This is a genomic window from Mycobacterium sp. (assembly GCF_032159565.1).
Lineage (GTDB): Bacteria > Actinomycetota > Actinomycetes > Mycobacteriales > Mycobacteriaceae > Mycobacterium.
In genome coordinates, this window is record NZ_JAVHWR010000140.1 from 13,580 (window position 1) to 34,910 (window position 21,331).

Consider the following 21,331-nt stretch of genomic DNA (forward strand, 5'->3'; position numbering starts at 1 on the left):
CGTGGAACAGCAGGCTGCGTCGACACGCACCGTCGCGGAAGGGGTGCTAACCCCGGAAGCCGGGCCCGCGGCGGCGCAGGTAGCGCTCGAACTCGGCGGCCAGCGCGTCGCCGTCGATCTTGCCCAGCACCTCGGTCATGTCCACCTCGGCGTCGCCTCGCTGCTCGAGCGAGGCGACGTATTCGGCGATCTCCTCGTCCTCGGCGGTCATCTCGCTGACCGCTTCCTCCCACTCCTCAGCCTGCGTGGGAAGGTCGGCAAGCGGCACCTCGATGTCGAGGACGTCCTCGAGGCGGCGCAGCAGCGCCACCGTCGCCTTCGGGTTGGGCGGTTGCGAGACGTAGTGCGGTACCGCCGCCCAGAATGTCACCGCCGGGATGCCCGCCGCGACGCAGGCGTCCTGAAAGACGCCCGCAATGCCGGTCGGGCCCTCGTAGCGGGTTTCCTCGAGCCCGAAGAACTTGGCCGAGTCGGGGGAGTACGCCGCGCCCGACACCGGCACCGGCCGGGTATGGGGCGTGTCCGCCAGCAGCGCGCCCAGGATGACGACGGTGTCGACGTTGAGCTTGTCGGCGATGGCCAGCAACTCGGCGCAGAATGTGCGCCATCTCATATTCGGCTCGACGCCGTGCATCAGCACGATGTCGCGATCCGAACCGGGCGGCCGGCAGTGCGAGATGTGCATCGACGGCCATACGAGCTCACGGGTCACGCCGTCGATCTGGCGAATGACGGGCCGGTTCACCTGATAGTCGTAATAGGCCTCGTCGTCGATCTCGACAAGCGGCTCGGCTTCCCAGATGGCGTCCAGGTGCTCCAGCGCGTCGCTCGCCGCGTCGCCGGCGTCATTCCAGCCCTCGAACGCCGCCACCACGACGGTGTTGGTGAGTTCAGGCAGGTCGGCGGGCTTGCGGCCGGTTGCATCCGACGGGGTCACTACGCCAGCGTAAGGCTTGTGGGGGCTCGGGGAGCCTTATGGCGCGCAAGCCTGATTTGGTAGACGGACTACCCTGTTTATGTGACTGCTCCGGACGACCATCCGTACGAGCCGACCCTCGACGACGTCAACAACCTCGAGGGCGCGGTCGATACGAAATACGTTCGCCTGCAATCTGGTTAACCTCTGGGGCACGACATTGCGGCTGACACTGCGGATAAGGTTCGCGAGCTGTCGCTTGAGTGCAATGAACTGGGCGTCCAGACATCGATCGGGTGACGACGTAGACTTTCCTGGTCGAGAGGCGTTGCAACGGTTCCGGGTCGCTACCGGTAGCCGCCACGCTCGACGGAGTAAAGGACGCCTTCCGTTACGGAAGGAACGCACGTGAACGCCCTTGAGCCGAAGATCGGGGAGCCGAACATCCGCCCCGACTGCACCGATGAACTGACGGCTGCTCTGCGCCAGCGGATCATGGTGATCGACGGCGCGATGGGCACGGCGATCCAGCGGGACCGTCCCGATGAGGCCGGCTACCGCGGCGAACGGTTCAGCGAGTGGCCGACCGCTCTGCAAGGCAACAACGACCTGCTCAACCTGACCCAGCCGCAGATCATCGAGGGGATCCACCGCGAGTACCTCGAAGCGGGTGCCGACATACTCGAGACCAACACGTTCAACGCGAACGCGGTGTCGCTCTCCGACTACGACATGCATGAGCTCGCGTACGAGCTGAACTACGCCGGAGCCGCCATGGCGCGGGCGGCCGCCGACGAGTTCAGCACTCCGGAGAAACCCCGCTACGTGGCCGGCGCCCTCGGGCCGACGACGCGGACCGCGTCGATCTCGCCGGACGTCAACGACCCCGGAGCCCGCAACGTCTCCTACGACCAGCTGGTCGCCGCCTACCTCGATGCCGCCAACGGACTAGTCGATGGTGGTGCCGATCTCCTCATCATCGAGACGATTTTCGATTCGCTGAACGCGAAGGCGGCGGTGTTCGCCGTCGAGACGCTGTTCGAGGAGCGCGGGCGGCGCTGGCCGGTGATCATCTCGGGCACCATCACCGATGCCTCGGGGCGGACGCTGTCCGGTCAGGTCACCGAGGCGTTCTGGAACGCGATCAGGCACGCGAAGCCGCTCGCGGTCGGCCTCAACTGCGCCCTGGGCGCGCCGGAGATGAGGCCCTACATCGCCGAGGTGGCGCGGATCGCGGACACCTTCGTCTCCTGCTACCCGAACGCCGGCCTGCCCAACGCCTTCGGCGAGTACGACGAGTCGCCGGAGGCTCAGGCCGGCTACATCGCCGAGTTCGCCGAGGCCGGCCTGGTCAACCTGGTCGGTGGTTGCTGCGGAACGGCCCCGCCGCACATCGCCGAGATCGCCAAGGTCGTGGAGGGCAAACCGCCGCGGGAGTTGCCGGAGATCCCAGTGGCCACCCGGCTCTCGGGCCTGGAGCCGCTCAACATCACCGAAGACTCCCTGTTCGTGAACATCGGCGAGCGCACCAACATCACCGGCTCCGCCCGGTTCCGCAACCTGATCAAGGCCGAGGATTACGACTCCGCCCTGTCGGTCGCCCTGCAGCAGGTCGAGGTCGGTGCGCAGGTCATCGACATCAACATGGACGAGGGCATGATCGACGGCGTCGCCGCGATGGACCGGTTCACCAAGCTGGTCGCGGCCGAGCCCGACATTAGCCGCGTCCCCGTGATGATCGACTCCTCCAAGTGGGAGGTCATCGAGGCGGGCCTGAAGAACGTGCAGGGCAAGCCGATCGTCAACTCGATCTCCATGAAGGAGGGCGAGGAGAAGTTCATCCGCGAGGCACGTCTGTGCCGCAAGTACGGCGCCGCCGTGGTCGTGATGGCCTTCGACGAGCAGGGTCAGGCCGACAACCTGGAGCGCCGCAAGGAGATCTGCGGGCGCGCCTACCGGATCCTGACCGAAGAGGTCGGCTTCCCTGCCGAGGACATCATCTTCGACCCGAACTGCTTCGCGCTGGCGACGGGTATCGAGGAGCACGCGACGTACGGGATCGACTTCATCGAGGCCTGCGCCTGGATCAAGGAGAACCTGCCAGGGGTGCACATCTCCGGCGGCATCTCGAACGTGTCGTTCTCGTTCCGTGGTAACAACCCCGTCCGGGAGGCGATCCACGCGGTGTTCCTGTTCCACGCCATCAAGGCCGGCCTGGACATGGGCATCGTCAACGCCGGTGCGCTGGTGCCCTACGACTCGATCGACCCCGAGCTGCGGGACCGGATCACCGACGTCGTCCTGAACCGGCGCGAGGACGCGGCCGAGCGGCTCCTGGAGATCGCCGAACGGTTCAACAGTTCCGAGAAAGCCGACGACCCGGTGGCGGCCGAGTGGCGCAACCTCCCGATCCGTGAGCGGATTACGCACGCCCTGGTCAAGGGGATCGACGCCAACGTCGATGCCGACACCGAGGAGCTACGGGCCGAGATCGAGGCCGCAGGCGGTCGCCCGATCGAAGTGATCGAGGGCCCGCTGATGGACGGCATGAACGTCGTCGGTGACCTCTTCGGTTCGGGCAAGATGTTCCTGCCGCAGGTCGTGAAGTCGGCACGGGTGATGAAGAAGGCCGTGGCGTACCTGCTGCCGTTCATCGAGGCGGAGAAGGAACAGTCCGGTGCCGCTGGAGCTTCAGTGAGTAAGGACACCAACGGCACGATCATCATGGCGACCGTGAAGGGCGATGTCCACGACATCGGCAAGAACATCGTCGGGGTTGTCCTGCAGTGCAACAACTACGAGGTGATCGACCTCGGGGTGATGGTGCCCGCCCAGAAGATCCTGGACGCGGCGAAGGAGCACGACGCCGACATCATCGGGCTGTCCGGCCTGATCACCCCTTCGCTGGACGAGATGGTCAACTTCGCCGTCGAGATGGAGCGTCAGGATCTGCAGATCCCGCTGCTGATCGGTGGCGCGACCACCTCGCGCGCCCACACCGCGGTGAAGGTGTCGCCGCGTCGTTCCGGTCCGGTGGTCTGGGTCAAGGACGCGTCCCGCTCGGTGCCGGTGGCTGCTGCGCTCCTCGACGACAAGCAGCGTCCAGCGCTGCTGGAGGCCACCGAGAAGGACTACGCATCCCTGCGCGAACGGCACGCCCAGAAGAGCGAGCGGCCGATGCTGACGCTGGAGAAGGCCCGCGCCAACCGGACGCCGATCGAGTGGGACGGCTACACGCCACCGGTGCCTGCCCAGGGTCTTGGCGTGCGCGAATTCCTGGACTACGACGTCGCCGAGTTGCGCGAATACATCGACTGGCAGCCGTTCTTCAACGCCTGGGAGATGAAGGGCAGGTTCCCCGACATCCTCAACAACCCTGTCTCGGGCGAGACGGCCCGCAAGCTGTACGACGACGCCCAGGAGATGCTCGACACCCTGATCAAGGAGAAGTGGCTGACTGCCAACGGCGTGATCGGGTTCTTCCCGGCGAACGCGGTCGGCGACGACTTCGAGGTCTATACCGACGAGACCCGCACCGAGGTGCTCACCAGGTTGCACAACCTGCGCCAGCAGGGCGAGCACCGTGACGGCATCCCGAACCGGAGCCTCGGCGACTACATCGCGCCCAAGGACACGGGTCTGGCTGACTACGTCGGCGCCTTCGCCGTCACCACGGGGCTGGGCAGCCAGGACAAGATCGCGGAGTTCAAGGCAGCCAACGACGACTACAGCGCGATCCTGCTGGAGTCGCTCGCCGACCGGCTGGCTGAGGCGTTCGCCGAACGGCTGCACCAACGGGTCCGCAAGGAGTTCTGGGGATTTCAGCCTGACGAGCAGCTGGATAACGAGGCGCTGATCGATGAGAAGTACGTGGGAATCCGCCCCGCCCCCGGTTATCCGGCATGCCCGGAGCACACCGAGAAGGCGACGCTCTGGGAGCTGATGGACGTCAAGGAGCGGTCCGGCATCGAGCTGACCGAGTCGATGGCGATGTGGCCCGGTGCCGCCGTCAGCGGCTGGTACTTCTCGCACCCGCAGTCGCAGTACTTCGTGGTCGGCCGGCTGGCCCAGGACCAGGTCGCCGACTATGCGAAGCGCAAGGGCTGGACTCTGCAGGAGGCCGAGCGCTGGCTTGCCCCCAACCTCGGCTACAACCCGGAGGACTGAGCTGTGACGGCGTCATGCTCACCGAGCCGAAACACCATGCGGCCGAATGGTTTCGGTTCACTTTCCTATGCGGCGGCGCAGCCGGTTGACGGGTATCGCCGACTCCATCAGGAGCAGTCGACCGATGCGTTCGTCCTGCACCAGCCCGAGGCCAAGTCCTTCAACGTCTAGACCGCGCCGAAGAGCGCGGCGTTTTCGCGCGCCCATTCGGCGACCGACTGCGCGGGAACACCGGTGAGCTCGGCGACCAACCCATTGGCCTGCTGCGGTTTGTCGAGCGCACCGGCCACCGTGTCGAGGTACCAGCCGGCTCTGTCGCCCATCACCGGCCGCAGGGCGCGGACGGCCTCGTCGCGGCTGCACTGTTCGAACCCCACGTCGACGCCGATGCCGACTCCGATCTGCTCGGCGATCTGTGCGCGGGTCAGCGACTCCGGGCCGGTGAGCTCATACATCCGACCGTGATGCGATTGGCCGGGCGTCATCAGCAGCGTCGCGGCCACCCTGGCGATGTCATCCATCGAGATCATCGCTTCCACCGCCCCCGGATACGGATCGCGCACCGTCGCCGTGGTCCTGATCTGGTCTGCCCAGAGCACCAGGTTCTCTAGGAATTCGCCCGGCCCGAGCTGCGTGTTGGCGACGCCCGAGGCCGCGATGGTGTCGGCATGGCTCTGCCAGTAGTCGACACCGGACAGCGCCACGACGTAGGCCATGCCGGCGACCTTGGTCATCTCGAGCGTGGTCTGAAGCGTTGCGGGCAGCGGCGCAAGGTACATCCGGTCGACGCCGGCAAGCGCAGCGGGCAGCGATTCGGGTCTGCCGAGGTATCCGATGACGGGTGTCACGCCGGCTGGCAGATTGGCCTTGGCCGGGTCAGTGGTCAGTGCGCGGATGTCGTTGGCGCCCATGTCGATCAGATGATCGACGACGCGCCTGCCGATGTTGCCGGTGGCGCCGGTCACAAGGATGGTCATGATTTTCACGCTACGTGGGCTCCGTGACACAATCGCGGGTGTGAAGGCGGTGCTGTGGGACATGGATGGCACCCTCGTCGACTCCGAAAAGGTCTGGGACGTATCCCTGGCCGCGCTCTACGACAAGCTCGGCGGTGAGCTGACGCCCGCCGTTCGGGCCTCGATGGTGGGCAGCGTTGCCGAGAACACCATGCGCATCGTCTACACGGACCTCGGTCTCGACCTCGATCCCGCCGCGATGGCCGAGTCCAGCCGCTGGCTGAACGATTACACCGCCGACCTCTTCGAGGCGGGCCTGCCGTGGTGTGAAGGCGCGAAGCAGCTGTTGGACGCGCTTGCCGCCGAGGGCACACCGATGGCGCTGGTTACCAACACTGCCCGAGCCCTCACCGAGAGGGCACTGAACGGCATTGGGCGCCATTACTTCTCGGCTACGGTATGCGGAGACGAGGTGTCGAACGGCAAACCCGCACCGGACCCATATCTGCGCGCGGCGGGGTTGCTGGGCCTGACGCCGCAGGAGTGCCTCGCAGTCGAGGACTCGGTCACCGGGACGGCGGCGGCGGAACGCGCCGGATGCCCGGTGTTGGTGGTGCCCAACGATGTCGAGGTGCCCGACGGTCCGCGGCGGACTCATGCGAGTTCGCTGGCGGGCCTGGAAATCGGGGATCTTCGCCGGATCCATGCCCAACTCAGCGGTGACGTCGGGGAACGCTCGGCGTAAGTGCACCCGCGGCGTGCTTGCCAATGGTAAGACAGGGGTACTCAAGTGACCCGGATCACGCAACGCTGCGAAAGGGACGCCCATGGCAGGTTCCAATGCACCCGTAGGGGATGAATCGTCTTTACCGATCGCCGACGAGGACTTCTCATCGGGCCGAACGGCTGTCAGGATCGCCTCGGTGGCCGCCCTCGGCGGTCTGTTGTTCGGCTACGACAGCGCCGTGATCAACGGTGCGGTTGATTCGATCCAGGAAGACTTCGGGATCGACAACGCGAAGCTGGGGTTCGCCGTGGCGTCCGCGCTGCTGGGTGCCGCAGTCGGCGCCATGTCTGCCGGCCGGATCGCCGACTCGATCGGGCGCATCTCGGTGATGAAGATCGCCGCCTTGTTCTTCCTGGTGAGTGCGATCGGCACGGCGCTGGCGCCGAACGTGTGGCTGGTGGTCGCCTTCCGTGTCGTCGGCGGCATCGGGGTCGGCATCGCCTCGGTCATCGCCCCCGCGTACATCGCCGAGACATCGCCGCCCAGCATCCGCGGGCGTCTTGGCTCGCTTCAGCAGCTGGCCATCGTGTCCGGCATCTTCTTGTCCTTCGTGATCAACTGGGTGCTGCAGAAGATCGCGGGTGGCCCGAACGAGCAGCTGTGGCTGGGGTTGGATGCGTGGCGCTGGATGTTCATGGTGATGGCTGTGCCGGCAATTGTGTACGGAGCGCTGGCATTCACCATTCCCGAGTCTCCGCGCTATCTGGTTGCCAGCCACAAGATTCCGGAAGCTCGTCGCGTGCTCACCATGCTGCTCGGTAAGCGGAATCTGGAGATCACCATCACCCGTATCCAGGAAACGCTGGAACGGGAGGACAAGCCGTCCTGGAAGGATCTGCGCAAGCCGACCGGCGGCATCTACGGCATAGTCTGGGTCGGCCTCGGGCTGTCGGTATTCCAGCAGTTCGTCGGTATCAACGTGATCTTCTATTACTCCAACGTGCTGTGGCAGGCGGTCGGATTCGACGCCGATCAGTCGGCCGTATACACGGTAATCACCTCCGTGGTGAATGTGGCCACCACGTTGATCGCCATCGCACTGATCGACAAGATCGGACGCAAGCCGCTGTTGCTCATCGGATCGTCCGGGATGGCGGTGACCCTGATAACGATGGCGGTCATCTTCGCCAACGCCACGATCGTCGACGGCAAGCCGAGCCTGCCCGGTGCGTCCGGCGTGATCGCGTTGGTCGCCGCGAACCTGTTCGTCGTCGCCTTCGGCATGTCGTGGGGACCGGTGGTCTGGGTCCTGCTTGGCGAGATGTTCCCCAACCGCATCCGCGCGGCCGCCCTGGGCTTGGCCGCCGCCGGTCAGTGGACCGCGAACTGGTTGATCACCGTCACGTTCCCGGGCCTGCGCGAGCACCTCGGCTTGGCCTACGGCTTCTACGGACTGTGCGCGGTGCTCTCGTTCCTCTTCGTGTGGAGGTGGGTGCAGGAGACCAAGGGTGTCTCGCTGGAGGACATGCACGGCAACATCGTCCACGAGGGGCAGTCGACCGCGAAGACGTAGACGGCGCTAAACCGCCGTGACTTTGCCCGGGAGCCCGTGAAACAATCGCGAGCCGTGAAGACTTTCGACGCGCTGTTCGCCGAGCTCAGCGAAAAGGCGCGCACCCGGCCGGACGGTAGCGGCACCGTCGTCGCGCTGGACGGCGGCGTGCACGGGCTGGGCAAGAAGATCCTCGAAGAGGCGGGCGAGGTGTGGCTGGCCGCAGAGCACGAGGGTGACGACGCGCTGGCCGAGGAGATCAGCCAGTTGCTGTACTGGACGCAGGTGCTGATGCTCTCCCGCGGACTGACCCTCGACGACGTGTACGGAAAACTGTGAGCGACATGCTGCGGGTCGCGGTACCCAATAAGGGCACGCTGAGCGAGCCCGCCGCCGAGATTCTCTCGGAGGCCGGCTACCGACGTCGCACCGACCAGAAGGACCTGACGGTCATCGACCCGGTCAACAACGTCGAGTTCTTCTTCCTGCGCCCCAAGGACATCGCCATCTACGTAGGATCGGGGCAGCTCGATTTCGGTATCACCGGTCGCGATCTGGCCGCCGAATCCGATGCCCCCGTGCGCGAGCGGCTGGCCCTGGGCTTCGGGTCGTCGACCTTCCGATACGCCGCCCCTGCAGGCCGCGACTGGACAGTCGCCGACCTCGCAGGCAGGCGGATCGCCACCGCGTTTCCCAACCTGGTCCGAAAGGATCTGGCGGCCAAAGGGATCGAGGCGACTGTTATCCGCCTCGACGGGGCCGTCGAGATCTCCGTCGCACTCGGTGTGGCCGACGCCATCGCCGACGTCGTCGGCTCAGGTCGCACCTTGGGCCTGCATGATCTGGTCGCCTTCGGTGAGCCGCTGTGTGATTCGGAGGCGGTGCTCATCGAACACACCGACCCCGGCGACAACAACGCCGCGGCACGCGATCAATTGGCCGCGCGCGTGCAGGGCGTGGTGTTCGGCCAGCAGTATCTGATGCTGGACTACGACTGCCCGCGCAGCTTGGTCGAGGCGGCCACCGCCGTCACTCCGGGACTGGAGTCGCCGACCATCGCGCCGCTGGCCGATGCGGCCTGGGTTGCAGTGCGCGCACTGGTACCGCGCCGCGACGTGAACGCCATCATGGACAAGTTGGCGGCCATCGGCGCCAAGGCAATACTGGCCTCCGACATCAGGTTCTGCCGCTTCTGACTAAGTCGGGTTCTGTCCAGTTCTGCGTGTTAGCGTCCGGGTGACGTTTTCACCGGTCTGAGAGGTCCGCATGACGTATTTCCTGGTTCTGCTGTTTGCTCTGCTGATCGGTGTGGTCGCCGGTCTGCGCGCATTGGCCGCGCCCGCGGTGATGGCATGGGCCGGAGCGCTCGGCTGGATCAACCTCGACGACACCTGGGCGCATTGGGTGGCGCACCCGATCACGGTCACGGTGCTGACCATTCTGGCGATCGGGGAGTTGGTGACCGACCAACTGCCGAGCACACCGAGCAGGCGGGTGCCGATGCAGTTCGGCGCCAGGCTGTTCACCGGTGCGTTCTCCGGTGCGGTGCTCGCCACCGGGGCCGTGCTGAACCCGACGGCGTGGGTCGTCGTCGGTGCGATCGGTGCCGCGTTGATCGGCGCGGTCGTCGGCACGCTCGGCGGTGCCGAAGCGCGTAAGCGGCTCGTCGCGGCCAGTGGCGGACGCGACCTGCCGGTCGCCCTTGTCGAGGATGCCATTGCCATTGTCGGCGGATTCGCGGTCGTCGCACTCGTCGCGGTCATCTGAATGGCAACTGCGGCACAGAGGTTCGATGCGATCATCATCGGTGCCGGCCAGGCCGGGCCACCCCTGGCGGGAAGGCTGACCGAGGCCGGGCAGACGGTTGCGGTGATCGAACGCAAGCTCGTCGGCGGTACTTGCGTCAACACCGGCTGCATCCCGACCAAGACGCTCGTGGCCAGTGCGCACGCCGCGCAAACGGCCCGCCGCGGCGCCGAATACGGCGTCGGCATAGGCGATGTCAGTGTGGACATGGCGAGGGTCAAGGCGCGTAAGGACAAGATCATGCTCGACGACCGCAGGGGCGTCGAGTCATGGCTCGAAGGGATGGATAACTGCACGCTGATCCGAGGACACGCACGGTTCGTCGACCCGCACACCATTCGGGTTGACGACCAGGTCCTGCAGGCGGACAGGATCTTCCTGAATGTCGGTGGCCGGGCTGTGATCCCGGAGATGCCGGGACTTTCCGATATCGACTACATGACCAATGTCGGGATCCTCGATCTGGACACGGTGCCCGAACATCTCGTCATCATCGGGGGCAGCTACATCGCGCTCGAGTTCGCCCAGATGTACCGGCGCTTCGGTGCCGGGGTCACCGTCGTCGAGAAAGGTCCGCGGCTGACATCCCGCGAGGACGAGGACGTCTCCGCGACCATCAAGGAGATCCTCGAGAAGGAGGGGATCGCCGTCGAACTCAACGCTACGGCGATCGCGTTTCGCAAGCGGGACAACGGTTTCGATGTGACGCCGCGCGACGGTGCCGACCCCATCGCAGGCACCCATCTGCTGGTGGCGATCGGGCGGCGGCCGAACACCGACGACCTGGGACTGGAGAACGCGGGCGTTGAGACCGATGGCCGCGGCTACATCGTGGTCGACGACCAGTGCCGGACAAACGTCGAACACATCTGGGCGATGGGCGACTGCAACGGTCGCGGCGCGTTCACGCACACGTCGTACAACGACTTCGAGATCGTGGCCGCCAATCTGCTCGACGACGATCCGCGCCGGATCAGCGACCGCGTGCCGACCTACGCGCTCTACATCGACCCGCCACTCGGCCGCGCAGGCCTGACCGTCGACCAGGTGCGCAAGTCAGGCCGAAAGGCGTTGATAGGCAAGCGACCGATGACGAGAGTCGGGCGTGCGGTCGAAAAAGGGGAGACACAGGGCTTCATGAAGGTTGTCGTCGACGCCGAGACCAAGGAGATACTCGGTGCCGCCATCCTGGGCGTCGGCGGGGACGAGGTCGTGCATTCACTCCTCGACATCATGTCCGCCGGGGATCCCTACACTTCGGTCGCCCGCACGATGCACATCCACCCGACGGTCAGTGAATTGGTGCCGACGATGCTGCAGGAGATGAAGCCGCTCGACCAAGGTTGAGTTGTCGCGTCACCGCCGCCACCCGCCGGCCGAGATGATTGCACGTCCGGACATCGGAGGGATGCATCTGATCCGGGTGGGCGTCGACGTCGGTCTGCGCGCCCGCGCCCAACCAGAAGCCGAGCCTGCTGAGGTCGTCCTCGCTACCGGACGAGCTGTTCCAGCCGGCGCCCAATCCCAGGTTACCCAGTGCATGTGATGCTGGGCGGCGAACACCGACAGCGAGGTCAGGGTGTGCATCTTGTCGTCCGCCTTGGCTCCGGAGTTCATGAAGCCGGCCGACACCTTGTCGCGCCATGTGCCGTTCATGCATGTCAGCGCCGCTGAACGAACAAGGTCTGGGCACACGTCCCGACGAACCCTTGCCGGTCGAAGATGTCGGCTGTGGTGGCGCCGATGCCGTCGGGTCCGATCGAGCCCCGTGCCCGCAGCGCGAAGTCATTGCCGATGGGAACGCGGTGCAGATGCATCGCGGTATCGGTGTTCATGAACACGAAGGCCGCGGGATCGATCGCCGCGCCCGCGCCGTTGGCGCAGTCGACCACCAGGGCAAGGCGCTGCACCGGCGTCATCGGTTCGGCATCCACGAGATGGGCGAGTGGACTCATCCACACGACCGGTGATCCGTTGTCGAGATCCCGTTGTCGGCGCCAGCTGATCGCTTCCAGATAGCCCGTGGCGCCCTCCCAGCTGTGCGGTACCCGATCCGCCTCGCCTTCGACGAGGGGCGGGAAGCGGTCCGTGGCGACGTCGGCGGTGTCGCTGGTCGCCAGCAGCCACGCCGACGCGCGGGCGACGGCACGGTCGGGGCCGCCGGGCCGTGCGGCCACCATTTCGGCCGCCAGCAAGGAGATGCGACTGCCGGGGCGTTCGACCCAGGCCCGAACCCGCACCGGCGCAACAGGAATCGCGCCGAGAATGTCCATCGACACCCGGCCGATGCGCAACGGCGAATCGCGTGCGAGTTCCTCGATGAGTTTTGTCATCAGTGCCAGCGGCGGTGAACCGTGCTGGATCTCGCGATCCCAGTTGCTTCGGGTGTAGTCGGTGGCCTCGAAGAGTTGGACGTCGCCGTCGGCGCCGAGCCGACGGTAGTGACATCCGCTCATGCCTCGACTCCCGCTCGCCTTCGGACGCTCATGCCCCGGCTCCCGCTCGCTGCGGTCCTCGCTTCGCTGCGATCCTCACTCCCGCTCGCCTTCGGACGCTCATGGCTCGGCTCCCGCTCACTGCGGTCCTCGCTTCGCTGCGATCCTCACTCACGCTCGCCTTCGGACGCTCACGCAGCAGGCTCCGCCGAGTACAGCACCGCATCGTCACCCGGACCGCTGCCTTCGGCGGGGCGGTCCGGCCAACCCGGGTACGGAGGCGGCGTGCCACCGAACACCGGGCAGTGCGCGTGGTGGGCGCACCAGTCGCACAGCCGTGACGGATGCGGACGGAAATCGCCTGTCGCGCCTGCGGATTGGATGGCCCGCCAGATGGCGATCAATGTCTTCTCGAATCGCTCGAGCTCCTCGAGATCGGGGGAGTAGTCGAGCACCTGGCCGTCGGCCAGATACAACAGCCGCAGCCTTGCAGGCAGGACGCCGCGTGACCGAAGCAATGCGACGGCGTAGAACTTCATCTGGAACATCGCCTTGAACTCGGCCAGCGCCCGGGCCTCCGGCGGCGCCTTGCCCGTCTTGTAGTCGACGACTCTGAGCTCACCGGTCGGCGCGACGTCGATGCGGTCGACGAACCCGCGCAGCAGAGTGCCGTCGGCGAGCTCGACCTCGACGCGTTCTTCGCAGCTCTCCGGGTCGAACCGGGTCGGGTCCTCGAGTCGGTAGTACCCGGACAGCAGCGCCCTCGCCTCGTCCAGCAACGCCGCCCGGACGTCAGCGTCGATATCGTCGGCGAGGTCGGGCCGGTCGGCCACGACGCGCTCCCACGCGGGGTCGACCAACGACCTCGCGGTGTCGGGCACACGATCGGGCGCAGGCAGTGCGTAGAGCTGTTCGAGCGCCGCGTGCACGACCGACCCCCGCAGCTGCGCGGTCGACGCCGGCTCGGGCAGGCGGTCGATGGCGCGGAACCGATACAGCAGCGGACACTGCTTGAAGTCGCTGGCCCGCGACGGCGACAGAGCTGGCCTTCGGTGCTCCGACGGCGGGGACGGGACCTCGTTCTGGTCCATGACGGGCAGCTTATGGCTCCGCTCCGACAACCCCGGACACCTACCTCGGCGCGTCTGCTGGCAGGCTGGGCAGCTGTGCCAAGGACCGGTCCGTTCGCCGTTGGAGATCGCGTGCAGCTCACCGACGTCAAGGGGCGGCACTACACCGTGGTGCTGACGGCAGGCGGCGAATTCCACACCCACCGGGGAGCGATCGCCCACGACAAAGTGATCGGACTGCCGGAGGGCAGCGTGGTCCCCTCGGCCAACGGCGATCCGTTCCTTGTGCTGCGGCCCCTGCTCGTCGACTACGTGATGTCGATGCCGCGCGGTGCGCAGGTGATCTACCCCAAGGATGCGGCTCAGATCGTGCACGAAGGCGACATCTTTCCCGGCGCCAGGGTGTTGGAGGCGGGCGCAGGCTCGGGTGCGATGACGTGCTCGCTGCTGCGCGCCGTCGGGCCCGAGGGCCGGGTGGTGTCCTACGACGTGCGTGACGACCACGCCCAGCACGCGTCGCGCAACGTCGCGACCTTCTTCGGCGAGCTGCCCGAGAACTGGGATTTGGTCATCGCCGACGTCGCCGAATACAGCGGCCCCCAAGTGGACCGCGTGGTGCTGGACATGCTGGCCCCATGGGAGGTGCTGGGCACGATCGCCGAAGCGCTGGTAGCGGGCGGCGTACTGATGATCTACGTGGCGACGGTGACCCAGCTGTCGCGGGTCGTCGAGGCTTTGCGGGAGCAGCAGTGCTGGACCGAGCCGCGGGCGTGGGAGACGCTGCAGCGAGGCTGGCACGTGGTGGGGCTGGCCGTGCGGCCGCAACAGAGCATGCGTGGACACACCGCTTTTCTGATCAGCGCGCGCAAGCTCGCCCCCGGCACCGTCGCGCCGATGCAGTCACGGCGTAAGCGACAGATCTAGTCGTCGTCGCTGCGTCGCAGTCCGCGCCGCACCGAGAGCAGTTCCATCTCCGGCCGTGCGGCGACCAATCGCTCGGCGGCATCGAGCACATCCACCACGTGAGTCCGGTCGCCTGACACCACAGCCATCCCGATACCGGCGCGCCGGTGCAGATCCTGCGATCCGGTTTCCGACGCCGAAACAGCGAACCTCCGTTGAAGTTCGGCGATCACCGGCCGGACCGCAGAGCGCTTCTGTTTCAGTGAATGCACGTCACCGAGCAGCAGGTCGAACTCGAGCCAGCCGATCCACATACCGGCCGTCGTCACGGAGGAGGCGATGCGGCGGTCGCCCCCTCGCCGAACTGGAGCAGCAGATCAGCGGTCTTGCGAGTCAACTGCCATCCGGTCCGGACGGGGGTGAACTCCATCGGGAAGGTGAACGTGCCGGGCGGCTTGTTGGCGGTCGTGACGTTGACGGTCGCCACCACGTTTCCCGCTTCGGTGTCCGACCACTTCATGTCGACCGCCTCGAAGCTCAGCGGCAGAGCGCCGTTGTCGGCGAGCGCCTTGCCGAACCTGTCGAGCGCCGCGGCGTCATCGGCGGTCGCCAACTCGACGAGGCCGGTCTTCTCGGCGCCGGGCACAGCGGGATCCGACAGCCGGGCGAGCACATCGACGAGTGCCTCCGGCGGTGGGAGGGGAGATGACACGGGCGGCGGCGTGGCCGCGACGGCCGTCGTCGTGGGCGGTTCGGCCGCCGGTGGCGTATCGCTGTTGCACCCCGACAGTGCGATGACGCCGAAGAACGCGACAGCGACCAACGGAAATACCGTTGGCCGCTGTCGCATGTTGGTCGGGATCAGCCGAATGCTGCAAGCACCGTATTAGCGGATGCGCCGGTGACCTTCCAGTTGCCCAGCACGTTGACGAAGGTGATCGGCATGGTCTTACCGACCGCGGTGATCTGTGATGTCGCCGTGTTGCCGGAGCAGGTCGGCGCCCCGACGGAGATCGGGGTGGGCAGGGTGCCGGCCGCGTAGAGGCCCCGCAGCTTGCCGTTGGCATACTTGCCCGACAGGATGCCGAGCGGCGGCGAGATCAGCTGGCCCTTGGGACCCGCGAAGTCCCCGCCCGGGGCCACCAGGCTGTCAATCACACCTTGCAGAGTGCCCGCGTCGACGCAGTCGTCTGCGGAAGCGATTGCGGGGGATGCAATCGACGTCACACCCATGGCCGCACCACCCATCACAGCAGCAGCTGCGACGCCGGTAAGGAGGGTTTTGAGGGTCACGATTGTCCTTTCGATTGGCCCGGGTCAGGCTTCAGGCTAACAAGTGGTGCTGGTGTGTCGAATACCTAGACCGCACACAAAGGCTGAATCGCCGGTAGCGTTGAAGTTGTTACTGCACCAACTTGCGGTGCATGGAGGGAGCGCAACATGAGCGAGTCAGAGCGTTCTGAATCCTACGGGACACCGATGTCCAGCGATGACGCGGCCGAGCTCGAGGAACTTCGCCGAGAAGCAGCAGTACTGCGCGAGCAGCTGGAAAACGCGGTGGGACCGCAGAGCGGTCTCCGTAGCGCCCGTGATGTGCACCAGCTGGAGGCGAGGATCGATTCGCTCGCTGCCAGGAATTCCAAGTTGATGGAGACCCTCAAGGAGGCCCGACAGCAGTTGCTCGCCCTCCGTGAGGAGGTCGACCGGCTGGGTCAGCCGCCGAGCGGTTACGGCGTGCTCCTCGGCGTCCAGGAGGACGACACCGTCGACGTGTTCACCTCCGGCCGCAAGATGCGGCTGACGTGCTCGCCGAACATCGAAACGACGTCACTGAAGCAGGGCCAGACCGTCCGTCTGAACGAGGCGCTGACCGTCGTGGAGGCCGGAAACTTCGAATCCGTCGGGGAAATCTCCACCCTGCGCGAAATCCTTGCCGACGGGCACCGCGCCCTCGTGGTCGGTCACGCCGACGAGGAACGCATCGTCTGGCTCGCCGATCCGCTGGTTGCGGCGGAGGACCTGCCCGTCAGCTACGACGACGACGTCGACGACGACCTGCGGCCGCGCAAGCTGCGGCCCGGGGACTCGCTGCTGGTCGACACCAAGGCCGGCTACGCCTTCGAGCGCATCCCCAAGGCCGAGGTCGAGGACCTGGTGCTGGAAGAGGTTCCCGATGTGAGCTACGGCGACATCGGCGGCCTGGGTCGCCAAATCGAGCAGATCCGCGACGCGGTCGAGCTGCCTTTCCTGCACAAGGAGCTTTACCGGGAGTACTCGCTGCGCCCGCCGAAAGGTGTGCTGCTCTACGGACCTCCCGGCTGCGGCAAGACGCTGATCGCCAAGGCGGTCGCCAACTCGCTGGCCAAGAAGATGGCCGAGGTGCGCGGCGACGACGCCCGCGAGGCGAAGTCGTACTTCCTCAACATCAAGGGCCCCGAGCTGCTCAACAAGTTCGTCGGTGAAACCGAGCGGCACATCCGGCTGATCTTCCAGCGGGCACGGGAGAAGGCCTCTGAGGGCACTCCGGTGATCGTGTTCTTCGACGAAATGGACTCCATCTTCCGCACCCGCGGCACTGGCGTCAGCTCGGACGTCGAGACGACGGTCGTCCCGCAGCTGCTGTCGGAGATCGACGGTGTCGAGGGGCTGGAGAACGTCATCGTGATCGGAGCGTCCAACCGCGAGGACATGATCGACCCCGCGATCCTTCGGCCGGGCCGTCTCGACGTCAAGATCAAAATCGAACGTCCGGATGCCGAAGCGGCGCAGGATATCTACAGCAAGTACCTCACCGAGCACTTGCCGATTCACACCGAAGACCTCGCCGAGTTCAACGGCGACAGGGCGGTATGCATCAAGGCGATGATCGAGAAGGTCGTCGACCGGATGTACGCCGAGATCGACGACAACCGGTTCCTGGAAGTCACCTACGCCAACGGTGACAAGGAAGTCATGTACTTCAAGGACTTCAACTCCGGGGCGATGATCCAGAACGTGGTCGACCGCGCGAAGAAGAATGCGATCAAGGCGGTGCTGGAGACAGGCCAACCCGGCTTGCGCATTCAGCATCTGCTCGACTCGATCGTCGACGAGTTCGCCGAGAACGAGGACCTGCCCAACACCACCAATCCCGATGACTGGGCACGGATCTCGGGCAAGAAGGGCGAACGGATCGTCTACATCCGCACCCTGGTCACCGGCAAGTCGTCGAGCGCCTCGCGGGCGATCGACACCGAGTCGAACCTGGGTCAGTACCTGTAGGCCTTAGGCCTTGCACCGCGAGCCGGGGTCGGTCACCCCCTCACCGCGAGCGTGCGTGTCTGCTGCCGGACACGCCGTCGAATCGCGGCACTTCGCGCACCTTCGCGGCGTGCCGAGGGCTACCGTCGCGATATGTCCGATGACATCTCTGTGATCGACGGCGTATTCGGCAAGCGCTACGGCGAGGTGCTTCTGGTCACCGTCGGCGCGTCGGGTCCACAGGCCAACGTCTACAACACTTTCCCGCTCAACGACTGCCCCGCCGAACTGTGGGACGCGTTGAACGCGAAGGCCATCGCGGAAAAGAACGGCACCGTCGCCGCCCTGCTGAACGGACCCAGGTACTGGCTGATGAGCAGCATCGGCAAGCTACATCGAGAAGCGCTGGAACACAACAATTTCGGTGGCCTCGAGATGATCCGGCAGGCCACCGTACAGCTGGCCTCCATGAACCCGGCGCCGTATAACGTCAACCAGGTTGACCGAAAAGTAGTGTTCACATTCGACGCGGGCCGGGAGATCTATGAGCTCGTCGACCCCGACGGCAGGCGCTGGGTTATGCAGACATTCAGCCAGACGATCGACCCGGCTCTGACGCTGGCCGATCTGCCAGGCCTTGCAAGCCCCGCTTGCGTGACCCAAGACGATCTCGCGAACAGCTATTCGCTGCAGTTAGTTCCGTGACGAGCGTGCACAGAGTGACGCCGCTGAGCGGCGTGTCGGGTGCAGACACGCACGCTCGCGGTGACGGGGAGAGCCATGCACGCGGTGCCTAGGGCACCGGGTCTAGGGAACCGCGGAGCTCCATCTCGAGATAGGCGTCGCGGCCGGCCAGGCTCACCGCCACGTCGGACACCAGCGGGTCGAAGAAACGCTGCCGGTACAGCGGGTCGACGCTCGTGCTCACCGTGAAGTACAACCCGGACAGCACCGCGACGAACAGCGACGTGTGCACCACGGTCTGCGGTATCGGGATGTGAACGCCGAACCACGTTCCGGCGCAAGGCGGTTCGCCGACGGGACAGCCCTCTTCGGCGGACCACAGAACGGTCACATCGTCGGGTATGGCGATGACGCCCAGCGCGAGGAAGAACGCGAACAGCCCAGCGGTGAAGAAGACCACCTGGATCGCCTGCGATACCACCATCACGGCCACGACGTTCACCTGCTCGGCCAGTGACAGCGGACTGCGCGTCGGCTGATGGTCCGCCTCGATCTTCAGCGGTGTATCCGCCAGCAGTCGGGCCGGGTCGTGTTGTTCGGCTCGGTCGTCGCGCAGCGCGTGCACTTCGTCGCGAATCGTGGTGACCATGAAGACGATGGCGACGAGGGCGAGGAAACCGACGGTCTGCCAAAGCCTTTGGCGGGTCATCCTTGCGGCCAGCTGCCAGAGCTCGCCGGTGAAGTACACCACCACCGTGAGCATCAGCAGCGGCAGTGCGCGGCTCATCAGGGTGCCGAGCGCGCCGACCTGCACCATGGCGTACCGAAACGCCCACAGCGCGATCGCCCCGAAGCCGAGGTATGTCAGCCATACGGCGAGCAGCGCGACAACGGCGAAGCCGAAGATCTCGGCGGCCGCAAAACCGGAAAATCCGCTGTCGGCGAACGGAAGTCCGAACACGAACAAAGCCATCACCAGAAGCGCGGCCGAGCGCCTGCCCGCGATGCCCAGCGTGGTGCCGGTCTGATGCAGCAGGTACAGCGCCACCGGGGCGGCGGTCAATAACAAGGTCAGCACGGCGAGGCGGGTCACGTTGCCGAAATCCGGGTCGCCGCCGGTGAGTTCGGCCAGCACCATCGTCAACGCGATGACCGCGCCGACGCCGCTGACCACCGGTGCCGAGCGCTCGATCAGCGCGCGCGAGCGGACCCGACGGGTGAGCACCAGCGGCAGCCCCCGATGCAGGAACCACTGATGGACCTCTCGCATATTCGGCACGGCGACCATTGTGCGCGAGAGACGGCGAGATTCCAGTGCGAATGGTGGAGTGACGCCGATGCGACGACGGCCGTGGAACTCGGGGATATTCGCGCGCAAGGCTCTGGTCGTGTTCGGGTGGAATCGCTGGAAAAGCGTTACGAACCGGTGCCTGCGACGGCGGCCCGATAGCGGCTGCGCGCGACCAGCGTCAGCCGAAGATCGTCGATGAGCGGGTCGAGGAACCGGGTCCGGTAGTCGCCGTCGCCGACGGCCCGTGCGCTGACATACATGAACGTCATCGCTGCGAGAAACATGCTGATCTGAATCAGGGCCTGCGGCACAGGCAGCGTCATCCCCAAGAGCTGGCCGTCACTCGGGCCGTTTCGTGTCCACTGCGCCAGCAACTGCGGACTGAGCAGGATCAAACCCAGCACGAAAAAGATGAGCCCGGCGACGATGGCCACAAGACCGACCTGAAGCACCTGCGACGTGGCGAGCACGAAGATCACATTGCAGCGTTCCGTCCAAGACAACGGATAGCCGGCGGCGGGGTGAGGCATGCCCTCGAAAGGGGTGCCGGTCAACCGGATGTCGTCGTCGAAAGATTGGCGGGACCCCGCCAGCATGGGCCGCACTCGGTCCACCGTCGCCGATGTGATGAACGCGATAGCGATCAGGCCGAGAAAGGACAGCGCCAGCCACAGCCGAGGCCGGCTGATGGTCGACGCCATCGACCAGACGTAGGTGTTGAAGAAGACCAGGACGGTGAGCAGCACGACGGGCAGCGCGCGCACGAACAGCTCGCCGACGAATGCGAGATTCGCCAAGGCGGTCCGCAGGCCCCACCCCAGGATCGACCCCGCTCCGCACGCCGTGAATGCCAGCGCACCCAGGATCACGATGCCCTCGAACACAAGATTGGTGACGATTCGCGGGCTCGGGCCGCCGAGGATGCCCCCGGCGACGGCTACGCCCACCGACCCGACGGCCACCAACGTGCGGACACGCACGCTACGGATCCGCGACACCAGCCAGCCGACAGTCACCGCGACCGGCAGGACCAGCACCAGCAGCGCCAGGACGAACCACTCTGTGCGCGTCGGGTGACCGTCGATATCGATCGTGTGCTTGCCGCTGACGAGAACAACCAGGACGGAGTTGGCCATGAACACCGCCAGAACTGCCATTGCGGGTGCCGACCGTGGGATCAGCCGTCGCACCAACGCCCCAGGCCGAAGTACCGCAGGCAACCCTCGTTCGAGGAACCATCGATCGGCAGCGCGCCGTTGTGCGACCTCCGCAGACACCATCGGTGCGTACTCCCGTCCTTGATCGTGCATCGCACGCCGGTGCGGCGTTTCGGTCAGCTCGGTGACACGGATGAAGGCAAGGAAGTTGCCCTCCGCGACCCCGCCCACCTGCGCGGCGATCGGGATGCCGAACGCAAGCTGGGCGATCTGCAGCCATCACCTCGCGAACCATGGTGACCGGATAATTCGCGGCGGCCATGGGGGCGCCCAGCGTGGCCACCAACCGGCTCGCGGTCGTGTCGCGATCGTGCTGATCCGATGGCACGGTCGCAGGCTACTTCGGGTCGTCGCCTAGGCTGGGGAT

General features: G+C 66.0%; 20 protein-coding genes and 1 pseudogene. 11 read left to right on the plus strand and 10 right to left on the minus strand.

All coding sequences use genetic code 11. From position 1 onward, the window contains the following. Positions 1-46: 46 nt before the first annotated feature. Positions 47-937: a PAC2 family protein gene (locus tag QOC76_RS18910; protein WP_526359151.1), complete on the minus strand. Its 891-nt coding sequence runs from the start codon at positions 935-937 to the stop codon at positions 47-49. A 474-nt stretch (positions 938-1,411) separates the two neighbouring features. Here QOC76_RS18910 and metH point away from each other — a divergent pair, with 474 nt between their 5' ends. Together metH and QOC76_RS18920 are read left to right on the plus strand one after the other, a co-directional pair. After that, positions 1,412-5,083 carry a methionine synthase gene (metH, locus tag QOC76_RS18915; RefSeq protein ID WP_526359195.1) on the plus strand — a complete coding sequence of 1,224 codons (3,672 nt, stop codon included), beginning with the start codon at positions 1,412-1,414 and terminating at the stop codon, positions 5,081-5,083. A 36-nt stretch (positions 5,084-5,119) separates the two neighbouring features. After that, positions 5,120-5,254, plus strand: coding sequence for a hypothetical protein (locus QOC76_RS18920; protein ID WP_526359153.1), 135 nt, complete (start codon positions 5,120-5,122; stop codon positions 5,252-5,254). On the opposite strand, the gene QOC76_RS18925 is transcribed toward QOC76_RS18920, so the two are convergent. Continuing rightward, positions 5,251-6,060 carry an NmrA family NAD(P)-binding protein gene (locus tag QOC76_RS18925; RefSeq protein WP_526359155.1) on the minus strand — a complete coding sequence of 270 codons (810 nt, stop codon included), beginning with the start codon at positions 6,058-6,060 and terminating at the stop codon, positions 5,251-5,253. The genes QOC76_RS18920 and QOC76_RS18925 overlap by 4 nt on opposite strands. A gap of 40 nt (positions 6,061-6,100) precedes the next feature. On the opposite strand from QOC76_RS18925, the gene QOC76_RS18930 reads away from it, so the two are divergent. The 6 genes from QOC76_RS18930 to QOC76_RS18955 all read left to right on the plus strand — a co-directional run bounded on the left by QOC76_RS18930 (position 6,101) and on the right by QOC76_RS18955 (position 11,471). Next, entirely contained in the window at positions 6,101-6,784 is a 684-nt protein-coding gene (locus QOC76_RS18930; RefSeq protein ID WP_526359197.1) for an HAD family hydrolase, read from the plus strand. Positions 6,785-6,866: 82 nt separating this feature from the next. Beyond that, positions 6,867-8,339, plus strand: a complete 1,473-nt coding sequence (locus QOC76_RS18935; RefSeq protein WP_526359157.1) for a sugar porter family MFS transporter — start codon at positions 6,867-6,869, stop codon at positions 8,337-8,339. Between the two features lie 36 nt (positions 8,340-8,375). Further along, positions 8,376-8,657, plus strand: a complete 282-nt coding sequence (locus tag QOC76_RS18940) for a phosphoribosyl-ATP diphosphatase (protein WP_526359159.1) — start codon at positions 8,376-8,378, stop codon at positions 8,655-8,657. 5 nt (positions 8,658-8,662) lie between these two features. Beyond that, a complete protein-coding gene (gene hisG / locus QOC76_RS18945; protein ID WP_526359199.1) occupies positions 8,663-9,514 on the plus strand; it encodes an ATP phosphoribosyltransferase in 852 nt (283 codons plus the stop codon). A gap of 70 nt (positions 9,515-9,584) precedes the next feature. Next, positions 9,585-10,085: a DUF4126 family protein gene (locus QOC76_RS18950; protein ID WP_526359161.1), complete on the plus strand. Its 501-nt coding sequence runs from the start codon at positions 9,585-9,587 to the stop codon at positions 10,083-10,085. Next, entirely contained in the window at positions 10,086-11,471 is a 1,386-nt protein-coding gene (locus QOC76_RS18955; RefSeq protein WP_526359163.1) for an FAD-containing oxidoreductase, read from the plus strand. Here the strand turns inward: QOC76_RS18955 and QOC76_RS18960 are convergent. The 3 genes and pseudogenes from QOC76_RS18960 to QOC76_RS18970 form a co-directional block, all read right to left on the minus strand. Then, positions 11,416-11,783 (minus strand): annotated as a pseudogene (locus QOC76_RS18960) (flavodoxin family protein); the annotation flags it as partial. The gene QOC76_RS18955 and the pseudogene QOC76_RS18960 sit on opposite strands and share 56 nt — an antisense overlap. A 2-nt stretch (positions 11,784-11,785) precedes the next feature. Then, the gene (locus tag QOC76_RS18965; protein WP_526359165.1) at positions 11,786-12,580 is read right to left on the minus strand and encodes an acyl-CoA thioesterase domain-containing protein; all 795 of its coding nucleotides are present in this window, start codon (positions 12,578-12,580) and stop codon (positions 11,786-11,788) included. A gap of 170 nt (positions 12,581-12,750) precedes the next feature. Further along, positions 12,751-13,650, minus strand: a complete 900-nt coding sequence (locus tag QOC76_RS18970) for a RecB family exonuclease (RefSeq protein WP_526359167.1) — start codon at positions 13,648-13,650, stop codon at positions 12,751-12,753. A gap of 75 nt (positions 13,651-13,725) precedes the next feature. Between QOC76_RS18970 and QOC76_RS18975 the strand changes: the two genes are divergently transcribed. Continuing rightward, on the plus strand, positions 13,726-14,553 hold the full coding sequence (locus QOC76_RS18975; protein ID WP_526359169.1) for a class I SAM-dependent methyltransferase: 828 nt from the start codon (positions 13,726-13,728) through the stop codon (positions 14,551-14,553). Here the strand turns inward: QOC76_RS18975 and QOC76_RS18980 are convergent. The 3 genes from QOC76_RS18980 to QOC76_RS18990 are packed head-to-tail and all read right to left on the minus strand — an operon-like array spanning position 14,550 to position 15,825. Continuing rightward, on the minus strand, positions 14,550-14,846 hold the full coding sequence (locus QOC76_RS18980; protein ID WP_526359201.1) for a DUF503 domain-containing protein: 297 nt from the start codon (positions 14,844-14,846) through the stop codon (positions 14,550-14,552). The genes QOC76_RS18975 and QOC76_RS18980 overlap by 4 nt on opposite strands. An 11-nt stretch (positions 14,847-14,857) precedes the next feature. Further along, positions 14,858-15,382, minus strand: a complete 525-nt coding sequence (lppK, locus tag QOC76_RS18985) for a lipoprotein LppK (RefSeq protein WP_526359171.1) — start codon at positions 15,380-15,382, stop codon at positions 14,858-14,860. Between the two features lie 11 nt (positions 15,383-15,393). Next, positions 15,394-15,825, minus strand: a complete 432-nt coding sequence (locus QOC76_RS18990; RefSeq protein ID WP_526359173.1) for a hypothetical protein — start codon at positions 15,823-15,825, stop codon at positions 15,394-15,396. Between the two features lie 147 nt (positions 15,826-15,972). Here QOC76_RS18990 and arc point away from each other — a divergent pair, with 147 nt between their 5' ends. Both arc and QOC76_RS19000 read left to right on the plus strand, forming a co-directional pair. After that, positions 15,973-17,793: a proteasome ATPase gene (arc, locus tag QOC76_RS18995; RefSeq protein WP_526359175.1), complete on the plus strand. Its 1,821-nt coding sequence runs from the start codon at positions 15,973-15,975 to the stop codon at positions 17,791-17,793. 132 nt (positions 17,794-17,925) lie between these two features. Beyond that, positions 17,926-18,477, plus strand: coding sequence for a hypothetical protein (locus QOC76_RS19000; RefSeq protein WP_526359177.1), 552 nt, complete (start codon positions 17,926-17,928; stop codon positions 18,475-18,477). An 88-nt stretch (positions 18,478-18,565) separates the two neighbouring features. Here the strand turns inward: QOC76_RS19000 and QOC76_RS19005 are convergent, their stop codons facing one another. Both QOC76_RS19005 and QOC76_RS19010 read right to left on the minus strand, forming a co-directional pair. Continuing rightward, positions 18,566-19,744, minus strand: a complete 1,179-nt coding sequence (locus QOC76_RS19005) for a hypothetical protein (protein ID WP_526359203.1) — start codon at positions 19,742-19,744, stop codon at positions 18,566-18,568. A 128-nt stretch (positions 19,745-19,872) separates the two neighbouring features. Continuing rightward, positions 19,873-21,027 (minus strand): hypothetical protein, encoded by a 1,155-nt coding sequence (locus QOC76_RS19010; protein ID WP_526359205.1) that lies wholly within the window; start codon positions 21,025-21,027, stop codon positions 19,873-19,875. Positions 21,028-21,331: the final 304 nt, after the last annotated feature.